The sequence below is a fragment of the Pseudomonas sp. SGAir0191 genome (assembly GCF_002812565.2).
In the GTDB taxonomy this organism is placed as follows: domain Bacteria; phylum Pseudomonadota; class Gammaproteobacteria; order Pseudomonadales; family Pseudomonadaceae; genus Aquipseudomonas; species Aquipseudomonas parafulva_B.
The window spans coordinates 3,186,432-3,203,640 of record NZ_CP025035.2 but is presented as its reverse complement, the minus strand read 5'-3'; the positions used below and the strand labels follow the sequence as shown (position 1 = coordinate 3,203,640).

Annotated in this window: 13 protein-coding genes and 2 pseudogenes; 6 read left to right on the top strand and 9 right to left on the bottom strand. The window is 62.5% G+C overall.

The genetic code is table 11. The features are described from left to right. Nucleotides 1-89: 89 nt before the first annotated feature. Entirely contained in the window at nt 90-3,017 is a 2,928-nt protein-coding gene (locus CWR53_RS14385; RefSeq protein WP_100851915.1) for an aminotransferase, read from the bottom strand. Nucleotides 3,018-3,416: 399 nt separating this feature from the next. On the opposite strand from CWR53_RS14385, the pseudogene CWR53_RS23550 reads away from it, so the two are divergent. Further along, nucleotides 3,417-3,944, top strand: a pseudogene (locus CWR53_RS23550) (PAS domain S-box protein); the annotation flags it as partial. A gap of 135 nt (nt 3,945-4,079) precedes the next feature. Then, nucleotides 4,080-4,529 carry a methyl-accepting chemotaxis protein gene (locus CWR53_RS23545; protein ID WP_371259686.1) on the top strand — a complete coding sequence of 150 codons (450 nt, stop codon included), beginning with the start codon at nt 4,080-4,082 and terminating at the stop codon, nt 4,527-4,529. Here CWR53_RS23545 and CWR53_RS14375 read toward each other — a convergent pair. After that, a complete protein-coding gene (locus CWR53_RS14375) occupies nt 4,510-4,890 on the bottom strand; it encodes a MerR family transcriptional regulator (protein ID WP_058605107.1) in 381 nt (126 codons plus the stop codon). The two genes, CWR53_RS23545 and CWR53_RS14375, sit on opposite strands and share 20 nt — an antisense overlap. Between CWR53_RS14375 and CWR53_RS14370 the strand changes: the two are divergent. Continuing rightward, a pseudogene (locus CWR53_RS14370) lies at nt 4,880-5,146 on the top strand (hypothetical protein); the annotation flags it as partial. The gene CWR53_RS14375 and the pseudogene CWR53_RS14370 sit on opposite strands and share 11 nt — an antisense overlap. A gap of 70 nt (nt 5,147-5,216) precedes the next feature. Here CWR53_RS14370 and CWR53_RS14365 read toward each other — a convergent pair. The 7 genes from CWR53_RS14365 to gloB form a co-directional block, all read right to left on the bottom strand. Then, nucleotides 5,217-6,824, bottom strand: a complete 1,608-nt coding sequence (locus tag CWR53_RS14365; RefSeq protein ID WP_058605101.1) for an ABC transporter ATP-binding protein — start codon at nt 6,822-6,824, stop codon at nt 5,217-5,219. Between the two features lies 1 nt (nt 6,825). Further along, nucleotides 6,826-7,845: an ABC transporter permease gene (locus tag CWR53_RS14360; protein ID WP_058605100.1), complete on the bottom strand. Its 1,020-nt coding sequence runs from the start codon at nt 7,843-7,845 to the stop codon at nt 6,826-6,828. Between the two features lies 1 nt (nt 7,846). Continuing rightward, the gene (locus CWR53_RS14355; protein WP_023534831.1) at nt 7,847-8,920 is read right to left on the bottom strand and encodes a microcin C ABC transporter permease YejB; all 1,074 of its coding nucleotides are present in this window, start codon (nt 8,918-8,920) and stop codon (nt 7,847-7,849) included. A gap of 1 nt (nt 8,921) precedes the next feature. Then, a complete protein-coding gene (locus CWR53_RS14350; RefSeq protein ID WP_100851912.1) occupies nt 8,922-10,757 on the bottom strand; it encodes an extracellular solute-binding protein in 1,836 nt (611 codons plus the stop codon). Next, nucleotides 10,754-12,583, bottom strand: a complete 1,830-nt coding sequence (locus CWR53_RS14345; protein WP_100851911.1) for an extracellular solute-binding protein — start codon at nt 12,581-12,583, stop codon at nt 10,754-10,756. Before CWR53_RS14345 ends, CWR53_RS14350 begins: the two co-directional genes overlap by 4 nt. 128 nt (nt 12,584-12,711) lie before the next feature. Next, nucleotides 12,712-14,142 carry a lytic transglycosylase domain-containing protein gene (locus CWR53_RS14340; RefSeq protein ID WP_058605098.1) on the bottom strand — a complete coding sequence of 477 codons (1,431 nt, stop codon included), beginning with the start codon at nt 14,140-14,142 and terminating at the stop codon, nt 12,712-12,714. A gap of 100 nt (nt 14,143-14,242) precedes the next feature. Continuing rightward, entirely contained in the window at nt 14,243-15,022 is a 780-nt protein-coding gene (gene gloB / locus CWR53_RS14335) for a hydroxyacylglutathione hydrolase (RefSeq protein WP_100851910.1), read from the bottom strand. A gap of 82 nt (nt 15,023-15,104) precedes the next feature. Between gloB and CWR53_RS23015 the strand changes: the two genes are divergently transcribed. From CWR53_RS23015 to dnaQ, 3 genes are all read left to right on the top strand, one after another. After that, the gene (locus tag CWR53_RS23015; protein WP_100851909.1) at nt 15,105-15,878 is read left to right on the top strand and encodes a class I SAM-dependent methyltransferase; all 774 of its coding nucleotides are present in this window, start codon (nt 15,105-15,107) and stop codon (nt 15,876-15,878) included. Nucleotides 15,879-15,891: 13 nt separating this feature from the next. Then, on the top strand, nt 15,892-16,338 hold the full coding sequence (rnhA, locus tag CWR53_RS14320; RefSeq protein WP_023534768.1) for a ribonuclease HI: 447 nt from the start codon (nt 15,892-15,894) through the stop codon (nt 16,336-16,338). Between the two features lie 155 nt (nt 16,339-16,493). Further along, nucleotides 16,494-17,198 carry a DNA polymerase III subunit epsilon gene (dnaQ, locus tag CWR53_RS14315; RefSeq protein ID WP_230382586.1) on the top strand — a complete coding sequence of 235 codons (705 nt, stop codon included), beginning with the start codon at nt 16,494-16,496 and terminating at the stop codon, nt 17,196-17,198. The last annotated feature ends 11 nt before the right edge of the window (nt 17,199-17,209 follow it).

Here is a 17,209-nt window from a genome sequence, read left to right as displayed (position 1 = left end):
GACAGGTCAGCCGCCTAGCCACTTGGGTCGCCCGCGTGGCCGCGGGCCCATATGGACGGCTCAAAGATTCAGGCCAACCGGCCATCCCCTCACACTCCCTGCGAAAGCACCCGATCAATACAGTCCACAAAATAATCCACACTCGCCCGCGTGGTGCACATCGGCGGTTTGATCTTCAGGATGTTCAGGTAATCGCCCGTCGGCTGCATGAAAATCCCCAGCTCGCGCAGACGGTCACACAGCACCATGGTTTCCTCGGTCGCAGGTTCCAGGGTATCTCGGTCGCGCACCAGTTCCAGCCCCAGATAAAAGCCCGAACCATGCGCCGCACCCGCCAAGGGGTGCTTGTCGACCAGCGCTTCAAGCCGGGCCTTGAAATAGCGCCCCGTCTCGCGGGCATTGTCCCACAAGCCCTCCTGCTGCAACACATCCAGTACGGCCATGCCAATGCGGCAACTGACCGGGCTACCGCCGGCAGAGGAAAAGAAGTAACCCTCAGCCTCCAGCGCCTCGGCGATTTCGCGACGAGTGATCACCACCCCCAGCGGCTGGCCATTGCCCATGCCCTTGGCCATCGTGATGATATCCGGCACCACGCCTTGCTCCTCGAAACCCCAGAAATATTCCCCTAAACGGCCATAGCCCACCTGTACTTCGTCGGCGATGCAGACCCCGCCGCGTGCGCGCACCTTGGCATAGGCCGCTTGCAGGTAGCCCGGCGGCAAGGCAATGCCGCCGGCATTGCCATACACAGGTTCGCAGATGATCCCAGCCAGCTGGCGCCCGCCCGCATCGAGTTCGGCCAGCCGGTTATCGACGTCGCGCAGGTAGTCAGCGGCGCTGTCCGGGCCGCGGAAACGGCCGCGGAACGTGTTGGGGGCTTCGACCGGGTGTACCCAGGCGGGGCGGGTTTCCAGGGCCTGCGGGTTGTCGGCAATGGACGTGGAGATCGCATCGGTCGCCACCGACCAGCCATGGTAGGCCTCCAGTACACTGAGCATGTCGCGTCCACCGCTGTAGGCCCATGCCAGGCGGATTGCAAGGTCATTGGCTTCGGTACCGCTGTTGACCATGAACACCCGGTCGAATCCGTCGGGCGCCAGGGACAGCAGGCGTTCGGAAAATTCGGTGACGGCGGCGTAGTGAAAGCGCGAATTGGTGTTGAGCAGCGACCATTGCCGTGCCGACTCGGCCGCCATGCGCGGATGACCGTGCCCGAGTACGGCCACGTTGTTGAGCATGTCCAGGTAGGAGCGACCTTGCAGATCGATCAGGTAGTTGCGCCAGCCGCGCTCGATCTGGGGTGGGTCTGGGTAATAATGCTTTTGCGACCGGGCAAAACTGGCCCCGCGTCGAGCCAGTAACGCGTGAGCGTCTGGCAGGGCGTCGGCGTTGCAGTCCAACCTCAGTAAGCCCGCAGGGGAAGGGCACAGGGCCAGCCATGCTGGCGCGTGGGAGGGCGCGGCGAAGAACGGCGGTTCGAGGCTGCTGTCCAGGCATAGCTGGACGCTGAGCCTCTCGCCGCTGTTGCCCACTGCATCGCCCTTTCGCAACCATTGCCCATCGGCGGGGGCCTGTGCCAAACCATTGAGCCACAGGTCCCATGAGGAGCTGCGCAAGTACCCGCTCTGCTCATCTACAGACCGCCACGTGCCGTCCTCCGGCGCCTGCACGGCCGTGCCAGGCTCCAGTTTCAGCTCCACCCCCAATGCGCAGGTTGCCGGTTCTTCGCTACGATCGATGTGTGTCTGGGACAAGCGATACTGCCCATGCAATGTGCACGCTGGCGCTGACTGGGCTGCCAGCAGGCGCTGGTCGAACCCTGGCACCTCCCAGTTGCCGGCATCGCAGTGCACGCTCAGCACCCCCAAATCGAGGCGGGCGACCGGGTGGCCAGCCACGGTAGGTAGCAGCGGTGCACAATCAACGAAGCAGGGGGCCGAAGGCGCCAAACCAGCTGCCTGTAAAATGGCGACTTCCATCAGTGCCAACGGTGCGGCCTGCGCCGTCTCGAAAATCTGCCATTCATGGGCGGCGTTATCGCGAATGTACTGGTTACCGGGGTCGATGGCCTGCTGTTGAGCGCTGCTGAGCACCAACACGATTGCACGGTTGAGCACCAAGGGCCACAACGCACGTAGTTCTGCCTCGGTCAGCGGATTGACCGCCTGATAGGCACTGACGGCGGCGAGCACCCTGAAGGGATCGCCTTCGGCATGATGCAGCAGCGCTGCGCAGGTCACCGACAGATCGGCAACGCGCCAGGTGCGAACCAGGTCGCCGAAATCGATGAGCCCCTGCAGTTGCCACTGGCGCTGCGCATCTTGAGCCCAGACGGTGTTGTCATCGGTGATGTCCAGGTGCACGGCCTGGATGGGCAACTGCTTCATCAGAGGGGAAAGGCGGATGGCAGCGGCTCGTGCTGCCTCGCTCAGCCGTCCGCGTAGCCTTGGGTCTTCCACCTGTGGCAGCAGGCGGTCAATCAATGCCGGGGCGTGCCTGGGGTCCCATTGCAGCGTGCGTGCCAGACCTTCGTGGTCGAAATCTGCAAGGGCCCTGTCGACCCGCGCGCAAAGCGTGCCCATCGCCTGGATCACAGGGGCGCGAAGCCACCCGCATCGGGTCAAGGGCTGTCCTTGCAAGTAATCCAAGACCCGGACCCTCAGCGCTTGCCCTTCTATATCCAGTGTCAGCAGGGTGTTGCCAGTCTTTGCGGCAACCACCGAAGGCACTGGCAAGCCCTGGTCACGCAGCACACCCAGCGCAGCATGCTGGGCGTGCAGCTCTGGCTCGGCATAGCTGGCGTGGCACGCCTTGAGCACGAACTTGCCCTGGCCAGTATCCATAAGCACATTCAGATCCTGTTGACTGCCAAGCGGCTGTAGTTCGCCGCAGAGGCCGTAATGCTCCGAGAGCAGTTCACGTGCCTGGGAGGGTGCTAGACAGGGCGCTGGCAGGCTCACACGTTCTGTGATCTGGCGAAGGACGGTGGCGGCATCATGAAGACGTGTAGGCATGGGTCGTACCGGGTCATAAGGAGACTGACGTTATTTATGCGCGTTCTGGGCGATGAAGAAAGACGATTGTCTTCAGTTTTTCTGAAAACGCTCCACGCGGCAGCGCGGAGCAAAGGCCCTTGTATTGGACTTGTACACAGGTGATTCCTTGTACAGAAAGGTGATATCTGGATGATGGCGTCCTTCGCGGCCCCTTCGTCCCGTTCAATCACATTTATTAAGCCTGCCTATAGGAACGACCGCCGTATCCTCGAGTCGAAACGGCATCAGGGACGTGATGGATAGACCCCAGGCACCCATTTGGACCGTCCTGTGGGCCTGTACAAGTATTGACTGATCTGTCACACGTAAGCAGTGACAGTACGCTGGTGCTGACGCACCCCACCCTCAGGTGACCCCATGTTCAATCGGCAACTCAAAGCTACCTTGGCCGCCCGCGAAACCGAACTGGCTACGCTTCGCCAGCGCCTGGACGTTTTGGAAAACGGCGCATTCTTGCGCCTTGATGCACAACGTCGCGCTCTCGAATGCAGCCCGGCGTTCGCCACTGCCTTGGGCGTTTCGCCCGAAGCGGTGGTAGGGCAGCCACTCGGGAACTGGCTGGCGGCGCCGGCGCAAGAAAGCCAGGCGCTGCTGGAGGCCCTGTTGCGCTCCAGCGCCATCATCCAGTTCGACCTTGAGGGCAAAGTGCTGGCCGCCAACCCCAACTTCCTGACGGCGTTGGGTTACCGCCTGGACGAAGTGGTGGGGCAGCATCACCGCATGTTCTGCAGCCCTGATGAGGTCAAGGGCGAGGCATACAGCAACTTTTGGCGCACCCTCAACGCAGGTCGCTACGTGACCGGGCGTTTCAAGCGCCTGGACCGCCACGGGCATGAGGTCTGGCTTGAGGCCAGCTACAACCCGGTCAGCGATGCCAGCGGCAAGCTGGTGAGGGTGGTCAAGTTCGCTTCCTTGGTGACCGACCAGGTGCAGCGTGAAGAGGCCGTCAAGCAAGCGGCGCAGGTGGCGCTGGAGGTGTCGCTGCAAACCGATGGCAGCGCCAGCGAAGGGGTCGTGGTCATGCAGGAAGTGGGGCAGTCCATGCAGGGGGTCGCGCGTCAACTGCAGTCGGCCGGTGACACCATCAGCGCGCTCGGCCAGCAATCGACGGTGATCAGTGCCATCGTCCAGACCATTGGCGCCATTGCATCGCAAACCAACTTGTTGGCGCTCAACGCAGCCATCGAGGCGGCGCGGGCGGGTGATCAGGGGCGCGGCTTCGCCGTGGTGGCAGACGAGGTGCGCAAACTGGCCGGTCGTACCAGCGCGGCCACGGCGGAAATCGATGCGGTGGTGGCACGTAACCAGGCGTTGGTGACCCAGGCCGTGGGCGAAGTGCAAAGCAGCCGTGCCGAAGCTGCCAACGGGTTGCAGCTGGCTGACCATGCAGGGCATGTGATCAGCAGTATCCAGGAAGGCGCCAAGCGCGTGGTCGGCGCTGTCGAGCGGGTCAGCAAGGACCTGCGTTAGCGTCCTGCAGATCTGGGCGCAGGGGGCAGGCCAGGTCCAGGCGGTGCAGCAAGGCTGCACGCAGCCCCTGCAGGTCGGCCATACGCTGCTCGATGAGCGCCAATTTATCGCGCAACAATGCTTCAACGGCTTGTGCCGGCTCGGTAGCGCTCCACAACTGCTGCACATTGCTGCCAATTTCGCTGAGGCTGAACCCAAGCTGCTGCGCCGTACGGATGAAGGCGACCAGTTGTACGGTGTCATCGGCATAGTCCCGATAACCGTTGGCCGAGCGCTGGGCCTTGATCAAGCCCCGGGCCTCATAGAACCGCAGGGTATCGCGGCTGACTTCGCAGCAGGCGGCAAGTCGACCAATTCGCATGTTGATGGCCAACCTCATGGGGTCGATCGTCTGCGTGTGGGCGTGGCTGCGCATACGTCATCCTCAAGTGCGGTTCGCTCGTTATGATGCGGCCGGTCGCGTACTGTTCAGTACCTGGCAGCTCTATGCGCTGATGCACGGCGGTTCAGCGCTGATCTGGGGCATCCTGATGATGGAAGTAGTGTGGGCGATCCTGCAATTGATGCCCGTCACCGGTCGTTGCCAGGCGCAATGTGAAACGCCCGCCGCCGCCTGACAGCGTGTCAAACCGACGCGCCCTGTAGAAGAGCGCGCCGGGCCGGGACACGGTTAACGCGCCGTGGGCGTTAACGGGCTTCAGGCTGCAAGAACGCGGCCTCCAGCAGTTGCTGGGTGTAGGGGTGTTGCGGGGCCTGAAAGATGGTTTGAGCATCCCCTTGCTCGACCACATGGCCTTGCTTGATCACCATCAGCTGATGGCTCAAAGCCTTGACCACTGCCAGGTCGTGACTGATGAACAGGTAGGTGAGGTTGTATTTCTGCTGCAGGTTGCGCAGCAGCTCAACCACCTGGCGCTGTACCGTCCGGTCCAGCGCGGAGGTGGGCTCGTCCAGCAGGATCAGCGCCGGCTTGAGCACCAGGGCCCTGGCGATCGCGATGCGTTGGCGCTGGCCGCCTGAGAACTCATGGGGGTAGCGATGGCGCGTCTGCGGGTCCAGGCCGACCTCCTGCAGCGCTGCAATGATGGCGGCTTCCTGTTCCTGGGCGGTCCCGATACGGTGGATGCGCAGGCCTTCACCCACGATCTCGGCCACGCTCATGCGGGGGCTGAGGCTGCCGAACGGGTCCTGGAATACCACCTGCATTTCCCGGCGCAGGGGGCGTACGGCTTGCTGGTTCAGCCCTTGCAGGTCTTTCCCGTGGAAGCGGATGCCACCTTGGCTCCCGATCAAGCGCAGAATCGCCAGGCCCAGGGTCGACTTGCCTGAGCCCGACTCGCCCACGATGCCCAGGGTCTGCCCCTGGGGCAGGCTGAAATTGATACCGTCCACGGCTTTGACGTGGTCGACGGTGCGGCGCAGCAAGCCTTTCTTGATCGGAAACCACACCCTCAGGTCATCCACTGCCAGCAGTGGCGAGCCGGGGGTGTTGTGCGCCGGCAAACCGCTGGGCTCGGCGTTGATCAGCATCTGTGTATACGGGTGCTGTGGGGCATCGAATAGCGCGGCGCAGTCGGCTTGTTCGACGATCTGCCCCTGCTGCATCACGCACACCCGGTGCGCGATTCGTCGTACCAGGTTCAGGTCGTGGCTGATCAACAACAAGGCCATGCCCAGGCGCGCCTGCAGCGCCTTGAGCAGGTCAAGCACCTTGAGTTGCACGGTCACGTCCAGCGCGGTGGTCGGTTCGTCTGCAATCAACAATTCTGGCTCGTTGGCCAACGCCATGGCGATCATCACACGTTGACGTTGCCCGCCCGAGAGTTCATGGGGTAGCGCCTTGAGGCGCTTGCGCGGCTCTGGGATGCCGACCATCTCCAGTAACTCAAGGGTGCGAGCGGTGGCCTGCTTGCCGGTCAGCCCCTTGTGGATGAGCAGAATTTCGTTGATCTGCTTTTCGATGCAGTGCAGCGGGTTGAGCGAGGTCATCGGCTCCTGGAAGATCATCGCGATACGGTCGCCACGAATGCGCTGCATGCTCTTTTCGTTCTGCTGCAGCAAATCCTTGCCTTGATAGCGGATCGTGCCACCGGGATGACGCGCCAGGGGGTAGGGCAGCAAGCGCAGGATCGAGTGGGCAGTCACCGACTTGCCCGAACCGCTTTCTCCGACCAGCGCCAGCGTTTCACCTTTGCGGATGTCGAAGCTGATGCCGTCGACCACCCGGTTGGTGTGCTCGCCGTTCACGAACTCGACGGCAAGGTCACGCACTTCGATCAGGTTTTCTTCGCTCATGTCACTTCCTCGGGTCGAAGGCGTCGCGGGCGGACTCGCCGATGAATACCAGCAGGCTCAGCATCACGGCCAGCACGGCAAATGCGCTGATGCCCAGCCACGGCGCCTGCAGGTTGGACTTGCCCTGCGCAACCAATTCGCCAAGCGACGGAGCGCCCGGAGGTAGCCCAAAGCCGAGAAAATCCAATGCGGTCAGCGTGCCGATCGCGCCGGTGAGAATGAACGGCATGAACGTCATGGTCGAGATCATGGCATTGGGCAGGATATGCCGGTACATGATCGCGCCGTTGCGCATGCCCAGTGCGCGCGCGGCGCGAACGTACTCCAGGTTGCGTCCGCGCAGGAATTCGGCGCGGACCACGTCCACCAGGCTCATCCAGGAAAACAGCAGCATGATGCCCAACAACCACCAGAAATTGGGCTGCACGAAGCTGGCCAGGATGATCAGCAGGTAGAGCACTGGCAAGCCGGACCAGATTTCCAGGAAGCGTTGCCCGGCCAGGTCCACCCAGCCACCATAGAACCCCTGCAAGGCACCGGCGATCACGCCGATGATGGAGCTGAGCACGGTCAGGGTCAGGGCGAACAGTACCGAAATGCGGAACCCGTAGATCACCCGGGCCAGCACGTCGCGCCCTTGATCATCGGTGCCCAGCCAGTTGTCGGCTGAGGGTGGAGCGGGGGCGGGCACGCGCAGGTCGTAGTTGATGCTCTGGTAGCTGAACGGTATGGGTGCCCATAGCACGAAGCTATCTTTCTTGGCCAGCAGGTCACGTACGTAGGGGCTCTTGTAGTTGGCTTCCAGCGGGAACTCGCCGCCAAACGTGGTTTCCGGGTAACGCTTGAAGGCAGGGAAGTACCACTGGCCGTCGTACTGCACGGCAATGGGCTTGTCGTTGGCGATGAGCTCGGCGCCCAGGCTCAGCCCGAACAGGATCAGGAACAGCCACAGCGACCACCAGCCACGACGGTTGGCCTTGAAACGCTCGAAGCGACGACGGTTCAGGGGGGACAAGGCCATGTCAGTGCTCCCGGCTGGCAAAGTCGATGCGTGGATCGACCAAGGTGTAGGTCAGGTCGCCGATCAGTTTCACCACCAGCCCCAGGAGGGTGAAGATGAACAGGGTGCCGAAGACCACCGGGTAATCGCGGTTGATGGCCGCTTCGAAACTCATCAGGCCCAGCCCGTCGAGGCTGAAAATCACCTCGATCAGCAGCGAGCCTGTGAAGAAGATGCCGATGAACGCCGAGGGAAAGCCTGCGATCACCAACAACATGGCATTACGGAACACGTGGCCGTACAAGACCCGTGACCGGCTCAGGCCCTTGGCCTTGGCGGTGACCACGTACTGCTTGTTGATCTCGTCGAGAAAGCTGTTCTTGGTCAGCAGCGTCATGGTGGCGAAGTTGCCAATCACGAGGGCCGTGATCGGCAACACCAAGTGCCAGAAATAATCGAGGACCTTGCCCGTGGTGCTCAGCTCATCGAAGTTGTTGGAGGTCAGGCCGCGCAGTGGGAACCAGTCGAAGTAGCTGCCGCCGGCGAACAGGACGATCAGCAGGATCGCGAACAGGAACGCCGGGATGGCATAGCCCACGATGATCGCCGAGCTGGTCCACACATCGAAGTGACTGCCGTGTCTGACCGCCTTGGCGATCCCAAGGGGGATCGAGATCAGGTACATGATCAGCGTGCTCCAGAGCCCCAGCGAGATCGATACCGGCATCTTCTCCAGGATCAGGTCGATGACCTTGGCGTCACGGAAGAAGCTGTCGCCAAAATCCAGCCGGGCATAGTTCTTGATCATGATCCACAGGCGTTCGGGCGGCGATTTGTCGAAGCCGTACATGCGCTCGATCTCCGCCACCAGCGCAGGGTCCAGGCCTTGGGCACCCCGGTAGTTGGAGCCGGCCACCGACACCTCGGCGCCCCCACCTGCGATTCGGCTGGTGGCGCCTTCGAACCCTTCGAGCTTGGCGATCATCTGCTCCACTGGCCCGCCAGGAGCGGCCTGGACGATGATGAAGTTGATGATCAGGATGCCGAACAATGTGGGGATGATCAGCAGCAGTCGCCGCAGGATATAGGCCAGCATGTCAGTTGGCCTCGCCAGCAGTGGCCTGGCTTGCCTTGGGCGATGTGCCGGGCTTGATCCACCAGGTGTCGATGCCGATGTCGTACTTGGGCGAAACCTTGGGGTGACCGATGTGGTTCCAATAGGCCACGCGCCAGGTCTTGATGTGCCAGTTCGGAATCACGTAGTAGCCCCACAGCAATACCCGGTCCAGGGCACGGCAGTGGTCGATCAGGCTCTGACGCGACTCGGCGTTGATCAGGCCATCGACCAGTTGGTCGATGGCAGGGTCACGCAGGCCGATGAAATTGCGGCTGCCGGGGTTGTCGGCGGCCGCGCTGGACCAGAATTCCCGTTGCTCATTGCCAGGGGAGTTGGACTGGGGGTAGCCGCCGACGATCATGTCGTAGTCGCGCGAGCGCAGGCGGGTGATGTACTGAGACACATCAACCCGGCGGATGTTGAGCTCAATACCCAGGTCCGCGAGGTTGCGCTTGAAGGGCAGCAAAACGCGCTCGAACTCGGTCTGGGCAAGCAGAAACTCGATGCTGACCGGCTGGCCGTTGGTGTCGACCATCTTGTCGTCGACGATTTTCCAGCCCGCTTCCTGCAGCAACTTGTAGGCTTGGCGCTGCTGCTCCCGGATCATGCCGCTGCCGTCGCTCACCGGGTTATGGAAGGCCTGGGTGAAGACCTGCTCAGGCACCTGGCTGCGCACCGGTTCGAGGATTTTGAGTTCGCCAGGGCCGGGCAAGCCACGGGCCGCCATCTCGGAGTTCTCGAAGTAACTGCCGGTGCGCGTATAGGCGCCGTTGAACAGCTGTTTGTTGGTCCATTCGTAGTCCAGCAGCAGGCTCAGCGCCTTGCGCACGCGTATATCCTGGAAGACAGGCCGGCGGATGTTGAAGATGAAGCCCTGCATGCCGGTGGGATTGCCATTGGGCAGCTCCTCCTTGATCAGGCGGCCGTCGCGCACGGCCGGCACGTTGTAGGCTGTGGCCCAGTTCTTGGCGCTGACCTCCAGCGCATAGTCGAAGGCGCCGGCCTTCAGTGCCTCCAGCGCAACCGTAGTGTCGCGGTAGGAATCGAAGGTCATGGCGTCGAAATTGTAGAAACCACGGTTGATGGGCAAGTCCTTGGCCCAATAGTCCTTGACCCGCTCATAGCGCACCGAGCGCCCGGCCTTGACCTCGGCCACCTTGTAGGGCCCGCTGCCCAGCGGAATTTCCAGGTTGCCGCGGTTGAAGTCGCGCTGCGCGTACCAATGCTTGGGCAGCACGGGCAACTGGCCGAGAATCAGCGGCAGTTCACGGTTGCCCTTGTGCTTGAACGTGAACACGACCTTGAGCGGGTCTTCGGCGACCACCTCGGCCACGTCCGCGTAGTACTGACGGTACAGGGGAGCACCGTCCTTCATCAGCGCATTGAAGGTGAACACCACGTCTTCGGCGCGCATGGGATGGCCATCGTGGAACCGCGCCTCGGGGCGCAGGTAGAAGCGCACCCAGCTGTTGTCAGGCGCCTTCTCGATCTGTCGAGCGACCAGGCCATATTCGGTGAAAGGCTCGTCCAGGCTCTGGCGCATCAAGGTGTCGTAGATAATGCTGATGTTTTCGGCAGATACCCCCTTGTTGATGAAGGGGTTGAGGCTGTCGAACCCACCAAAGCTGGACTGGCGGAAGGTGCCACCCTTGGGAGCGTCCGGGTTCACGTAATCGAAGTGCTTGAAATCCGCCGGGTATTTGGGCGGCTCGTCGTACAGGGTGAGTGCGTGCTGCGGCGCTGCCAGCGCGGGAAGGCTCAGGCAGGCCAGCAACAGGCTGCCGGCCAGCCGGCGCAAGGAATGCGTGGGCGTCATTGGGCTTTCTCCGAAGTCTTGATCCACCAGCTGTTCAGCCCGAGGGTATAGGGCGGCGTGGTGACGAAGCCGAACCGATTGCGGTAGGCCAGGCGGTGGTTGTCGAGGTACCAATTGGGAATCATGTAGTGCTGCCATGACAGCACGCGGTCCAGCGCTCGCGCCGCTGCGACCTGGTCATCACGGGTGCGCGCCGCCAGCAAGGTGTCGAGCAGATGATCGACCACAGGGTCGTCAACCCCGGCGTAGTTCTTGCTGCCCTTGGTGGCCGCCTGGCTTGAATGGAAGTACAGCCACTGCTCGAGGCCCGGGCTCAGGGTCTGGTTCAGGGTCATCAGAATCATGTCGAAGTCGAACTGGTCCAGTCGCTGTTTGTACTGGGCGCGGTCCACGGTTCTCAAGCGCGCGTCTACACCGATGCTGGAGAGGTTTTCGACATACGGCTGCAGGATGCGTTCCAGGTTGGGGTTTACCAGCAGCACTTCCATACGCAGCGGTTGGCCCTTGCTGTCGACCAAGCGCTGCCCCTTCAGCGTCCAACCGGCCTCCGCCAGCAAGGCCAGGGCCTTGCGCAACGTCTGCCGGTCGATCCCGCGCCCGTCCGTGCGGCTGACCTGGTAGGGTTCGGTAAACAGCTTGGCCGGAAGCTGGTCGCGAAACGGGGCCAGCAACAGCCATTCCTTGCCCTGGGGCAGGCCGGCGGCTGCGAATTCGCTGTTGGGGTAATAACTGGTCGAACGGCGGTAGGCGCTGCTGAATAGCGCACGGTTGGTCCACTCGAAATCGAACATCAGGCCCAGCGCCTGGCGCACCCGTGGATCGCTGAAGGTGGCCCGACGGCTGTTCATGAACAGGCCTTGGGTCTGGGTCGGGATGCGGTGGGGAATCTGCGCCTTGATCACCTCGCCGCGCCGTACGGCGGGGAAGGTGTAGCCGTTGGCCCAGTTCTTGGCCTGATGCTCGATGTAGATGTCGAACTCGCCTGCCTTGAAGGCTTCGAAGGCAACGGTCGAGTCGCGGTAGAACTCGTACTCGACACGGTCGACGTTGTACTTGCCGCGGTTGACCGCCAGGTCCTTGCCCCAGTAGTTCTTGACGCGCTCGAACACCAGGCGCCGGCCTGGCACTACCTGGGTCACCCGGTAGGGCCCGCTGCCCAGCGGCGGCTCGAAGGTGGTGGCCTTGAAGTCGCGCGTGCGCCAGTAATGCTGGGGCAGAACGGGCATTTCCCCAAGGCGCAGGATCAGCAGCGGGTTGCCGGCACGCTTGAACACGAAGCGGATACGCAGCGGACCGAGAATGTCCACCCGCTGAACTTCCTGCAGGTTGGTCCGGTAAAGCGGATGGCCTTCTTTGAGCAGTGTGCGGAAGGAGAAGGCTACGTCTGCCGAGGTGATGGGCTTGCCATCGTGCCAGCGGGCTTGCGGCCGCAGGTTGAACACCACCCAGCTGCGGTCCTGGCTGTATTCGACCGAGCGGGCGATCAGCCCATAACTGGAGGTCGGCTCATCGCCCGAGGGGTCGTACTGGCCGGTGCCCACCATGAGGGTTTCGTTGAGTTCGTTGACCCCATACTGTTGAAAGTTGGGCGTGCTCACCGGGCTCGTACCCTTGAAGGTATAGGGGTTGAGGGTGTCGAACGTACCGAAGGCCATCGCCCGTAAGGTGCCACCTTTGGGGGCTTGGGGGTTGACCCAGTCGAAATGGGTGAACGAGGCCGGGTACTTGAGCGTGCCGAACTGCGCGTAACCGTGGCTTTCGCTTACGGTTGCGACGGCGGGAAAGCTCAAGGCCAGGCTGAGTGTAAGAAGGAGGGGACGTATCAAGTCGGCATCCGATCCAAAGGCATTGGGCTTTGATCGGGCTACAGTAACAGTTTGCACTGGCGCGGCAAGCGCCAAACGGCAAGAAAACACAGGTACGCGCACGTACGGGTGTCTCCTTGCCGCCAGGGTCAGTGGCCGACGTAGACGGTCAGGGTCTGGCCTGGTTTCAGCGCATGGCCACTGCGCGGGTTCCAGCGCTTGAGGTGGGTCATCTCGACATTGAAGCGTTTGGCCACCAGATACAGCGAATCGCCCTTGCGCACCTTGTATTGAGTGGTGCGTTTTGCCGAACTGGCGACCCGGTTGGCGGCGCCACTGGAGGCTTTGCCGCCGCGCAGGGCTAGCACCTGGCCTGCGCGCAGGCTGCTACCCGAAAGGCGGTTCCAGCGCTTGATGTCCGCAATGGAGACACGGTTGGCCTTGGCGATGGTCCCCAGGTTGTCACCACGCCTGACCTTGTAGCTGCGCGCGGCTACAGGCGCCTGGGCTTCGGCCACGGCGCGAGCGAAAGCTGCCTTGGGGGGCTGAAGGGTGACCAACTGCTCGGGGTTGAGGTTGGAAAGGCTGGCCGAGAGCAACTGCGCCTTGGCCGTGGGTACCAGCAACTGCTTCGGGCCATCGACCGTCATGCGCTTTTTAAAGGCTGGGTTCAGCTGGATGAGTTCGTCTTCGTCGATGTCGGCGAAGGCAGCCACCCGCGTCAGGTCGAGCCGGTCGTTGATCGCGACGGCCTCGAAGTACGGTTCGTTGGCAATCGGCGTCAGGTTCACGCCGTAGGCTTCAGGCGTGGAGACTACCTGTGACAAGGCCAGCAGTTTCGGCACATAGTCACGGGTTTCCTGAGGCAGCGGCAGGTTCCAGTAGTCGGTGGGCAAGCCCAGCTTCTCGTTGCGCTCCATTGCCCGGCTGACCGTGCCTTCGCCAGCGTTGTAGGCCGCCAGCGCCAGCAGCCAGTCGCCGTTGAACATGTCGTGCAGGCGGGTCAGGTAGTCGAGCGCGGCGTTGGTCGAAGCGGTGACATCGCGGCGCCCGTCATAGAAGTTGGTCTGGCGCAGGTTGAAGTGCCGGCCGGTGGCTGGCATGAATTGCCACATGCCGGCTGCACTGGCGCGTGAGTAGGCCATTGGGTTGTAGGCGCTCTCGATCGCTGGCAGCAGGGCCAACTCCAGTGGCATGCCGCGCTCTTCGAGGCGTTCGACGATGTAGTGCAGGTAGAGGCTGCCGCGCTCGCCAGCACTTTCGATGAACGTCGGGTTGCTGGCAAACCACAGGCGCTGCTGATCGATGCGCGGATTGACATCGCGGTACTCCTGGAGCACGAAGCCCTGGCGCATGCGTTCCCAGACATCCCGAGGCGCTTGCTCGACCGGCTTGACCAGCAACGGTGCGGGTCTTGGCTTGATTCGCGCTTGCTGGCTGTGCGCACGGACGCTATCGGCTTCGTCGAGCTGACGCGTGCTCTGGCAACCCACCAAGGTGGCGGCCAGCGCGAGCGCACTGACCTGGGCCAGGCGCGTCAGCGCGACGGAATGAGAGGTTCTGCGGCTTCGGGAAGACATCGGCGGGCACAGGTATCCGGGCAAAAAATTTCGGCGATTCTAGGAACCGCTCCGGACCGGGTCAACCTCTGACCGCCACTTGCGATATATCTTGGGGTTATCAGAAGCTATCTTTCCAAGACCTCAAGGCAGCAAAAACAGCGACATGCGAGGTGTTGGAATGTCCCTTCCATTCGTCTGCTTTTTGTTTAACAGATGTTTCAGCGGTGCGCAGGAAGGGGTTGGTCAGCCGTTCCAGGGCAATGGTGGTGGGCAACGTGATGCGGTCTTGCGCACGCAGACGAGAAACCGCATCGAAGCGCTTCAATACATCTTCATTGTCAGGTTCCACGGCCTTGGCAAAACGCAGGTTGCTCAAGGTGTATTCATGGGCGCAGTAGACCTGGGTCTTGGCTGGCAGGGCTGCCAAGCGGGCTAGCGCCGGTTGCATCTGCTCGGCAGTGCCCTCGAACATGCGCCCGCACCCGGCTGCGAACAGGGTATCGCCACTGAACAGTACAGGTGGAGCCGCGCCAGCGTTGAAGAACGCGATATGCCCCAGCGTATGGCCCGGCACGGCAAGCACGTCATACACCTCTCCCAGCACCGTGACGTGATCGCCATCGTCCAGTGCCACATCCCTGCACGGGATGCGCTCGTTAGCTGGGCCGAACACTTGCGCGCCAGTCAACGCCTTGAGCCGCTCCACCCCGCCCACATGGTCGTTGTGATGGTGAGTGATGAGCATGGCGGTCAGTTGCCACCCAGGGTGAGCGGCCAGCCACAGTTCCACCGGGCCAGCATCGCCAGGGTCGACCACTGCGCAGTGGCGTTTGGCAGTATCCTGTAACAACCAGATGTAATTGTCCGAGAAAGCGGGCAACGCTTCGATCTGTATCATGGTGGGAATCCGATTCGCCTTGGCACATGAAGGCATCTTAGCCGCGATGGCGCGGTGGGAGAACCTTCCGAGGAATTGCACAATGACCGACCAAGCCTTCGCCCAGGCCGACCCGGACTGGGTCAAGCTGATCAGCCTGGCCCGTGAGTGGTTTCAGGGCCCGCTCGGCCAGTTGATGCTGCACGAAGAACAGAAGCTGCTGGAGGAAGAGCTGGGGCGCTTCTTCGGTGGCTACCTGGTGCACTACGGCCCCTGCGCCGATGCCCCGCCCAGTGCGCCGAAGGTCCAGCGCAACGTGCGCCTCGGCGCACCGCTGCCGGGGGTGGAGATCGTCTGCGAGGAACAGGCCTGGCCGTTGAGCGAGCACGCGGCCGATGTGGTGGTGTTGCAACATGGGCTGGATTTCAGCCTGTCGCCCCATGGGCTGCTGCGTGAGGCCGCCAGCGCCGTGCGCCCCGGCGGCCATCTGCTGGTCGTTGGGATCAACCCATGGAGCAGCTGGGGGATGCGTCACCTGTTCAGCCGCGGCGCTTTGCGCAAGGCCCGCTGCATCTCGCCTTCGCGACTGGGTGACTGGCTCAATCTGCTGGGCTTTGCCTTGGAGAAACGCCGCTTTGGGTGCTATCGTCCGCCGCTTGCTTCGCCTGCCTGGCAGCAGCGCCTGCAAGGGTGGGAGCGCATGGCGGGCGGGTGGCAGAGCGCTGGCGGCGGTGTCTATGTGCTGGTGGCGCGCAAGATGGTCGTGGGCCTGCGGCCGCTGCGGCCCCAGCGTCGCGAGCCGATGGGCAAGTTACTGCCGTTGCCATTGGCCAAGGTCAACCGCACCTCGGCGACATCCGATCCCGATAAGCAATGAATACGAGTGGTACATGAGCGATAGCGTCGAAATGTTTACCGATGGTGCCTGCAAGGGCAACCCTGGCCCCGGCGGCTGGGGTGTGCTGATGATTTTCAAGGGCGTTGAAAAAGAGTTGTGGGGCGGCGAACGTGAGACCACCAACAACCGCATGGAGTTGATGGCCGCCATCCAGGGGCTCATGGCGCTCAAGCGTGAGTGCGAGGTTGTGCTGACGACCGACTCGCAGTACGTGATGAAAGGCATCAACGAGTGGATGGTCAACTGGAAAAAGCGTGGCTGGAAGACCGCGGCCAAGGAGCCTGTGAAGAACGCCGACCTGTGGCAGTTGCTCGACGAACAGGTCAACCGCCACAAGGTGACCTGGAAGTGGGTGCGCGGCCACATTGGCCACCCCGGCAACGAGCGTGCGGACCAGTTGGCCAACCGTGGCGTGGACGAAGTGCGCGCCCGGGCCTGAAGCCCTGAACCCGATCCCAGGTGCAAAGGGGGCACAGCGCTTGCCTTCGGCCTGCTGTTATACTGCGCACCTTTGTAAGCGATGCAAGTTGGAGTCCCCAGGTGGAGCAACAGCAAGACAAGCGGTTCGTTATCCTCGATACCGAAACCACGGGTATGCCGGTCAGCGAGGGGCACCGCATCATCGAGATCGGCTGCGTCGAGGTGGTCGGCAGGCGCCTGACAGGCAGGCACTTCCACGTCTACCTGCAGCCTGACCGCGAAAGTGACGAGGGCGCGATCAACGTCCACGGCATCACTGACGCCTTTCTGGTTGGCAAACCTCGCTTCAGCGACGTAGCCGAGGAGTTCTTCGCGTTCATCCAGGGCGCCACGCTGGTCATCCACAACGCAGCGTTCGATGTGGGGTTCATCAACAACGAGTTCGCGCTGCTGGGCCAGCAGGACCGTGCCGACCTGTCCCAGCACTGCACCATTCTCGACACCTTGTTGCTGGCGCGGGCGCGTCATCCGGGGCAACGCAACAGCCTGGATGCCTTGTGCAAACGCTACGATATCGACAACTCGGGGCGCGAACTGCACGGCGCGCTGCTCGACGCCGAGCTGCTGGCAGATGTCTACCTGGCAATGACCGGCGGCCAGACCAGCCTGTCGTTGGCAGGGCATGGCAGCGATTCGGACGAAAACGGGCAGGGCAGTGATGGAGCTGATATTCGCCGCATCAGCGGACGTGCGCCGGGTCGGGTCATTCTGGCCGCATCGGATGAGCTCGAAGCCCATGCCGAACGCCTTGCAGCGATTGCCAAGTCTGCCGGCGGTCCATCGCTCTGGCAGTCGCTGACTGAGCCGTCAGCTGACTAAATAATTACAGC

What these genes read in the sequence shown, in the direction of transcription:
- CWR53_RS14385 (WP_100851915.1), bottom strand. Translation starts at nt 3,017, where the DNA reads ATGCCTACACGTCTTCATGATGCCGCCACCGTCCTTCGCCAGATCACA.
- CWR53_RS23545 (WP_371259686.1), top strand. Translation starts at nt 4,080, where the DNA reads ATGCAGGAAGTGGGGCAGTCCATGCAGGGGGTCGCGCGTCAACTGCAG.
- CWR53_RS14375 (WP_058605107.1), bottom strand. Translation starts at nt 4,890, where the DNA reads ATGCGAATTGGTCGACTTGCCGCCTGCTGCGAAGTCAGCCGCGATACC.
- CWR53_RS14365 (WP_058605101.1), bottom strand. Translation starts at nt 6,824, where the DNA reads ATGAGCGAAGAAAACCTGATCGAAGTGCGTGACCTTGCCGTCGAGTTC.
- CWR53_RS14360 (WP_058605100.1), bottom strand. Translation starts at nt 7,845, where the DNA reads ATGGCCTTGTCCCCCCTGAACCGTCGTCGCTTCGAGCGTTTCAAGGCC.
- CWR53_RS14355 (WP_023534831.1), bottom strand. Translation starts at nt 8,920, where the DNA reads ATGCTGGCCTATATCCTGCGGCGACTGCTGCTGATCATCCCCACATTG.
- CWR53_RS14350 (WP_100851912.1), bottom strand. Translation starts at nt 10,757, where the DNA reads ATGACGCCCACGCATTCCTTGCGCCGGCTGGCCGGCAGCCTGTTGCTG.
- CWR53_RS14340 (WP_058605098.1), bottom strand. Translation starts at nt 14,142, where the DNA reads ATGTCTTCCCGAAGCCGCAGAACCTCTCATTCCGTCGCGCTGACGCGC.
- gloB (WP_100851910.1), bottom strand. Translation starts at nt 15,022, where the DNA reads ATGATACAGATCGAAGCGTTGCCCGCTTTCTCGGACAATTACATCTGG.
- CWR53_RS23015 (WP_100851909.1), top strand. Translation starts at nt 15,105, where the DNA reads ATGACCGACCAAGCCTTCGCCCAGGCCGACCCGGACTGGGTCAAGCTG.
- rnhA (WP_023534768.1), top strand. Translation starts at nt 15,892, where the DNA reads ATGAGCGATAGCGTCGAAATGTTTACCGATGGTGCCTGCAAGGGCAAC.
- dnaQ (WP_230382586.1), top strand. Translation starts at nt 16,494, where the DNA reads ATGCCGGTCAGCGAGGGGCACCGCATCATCGAGATCGGCTGCGTCGAG.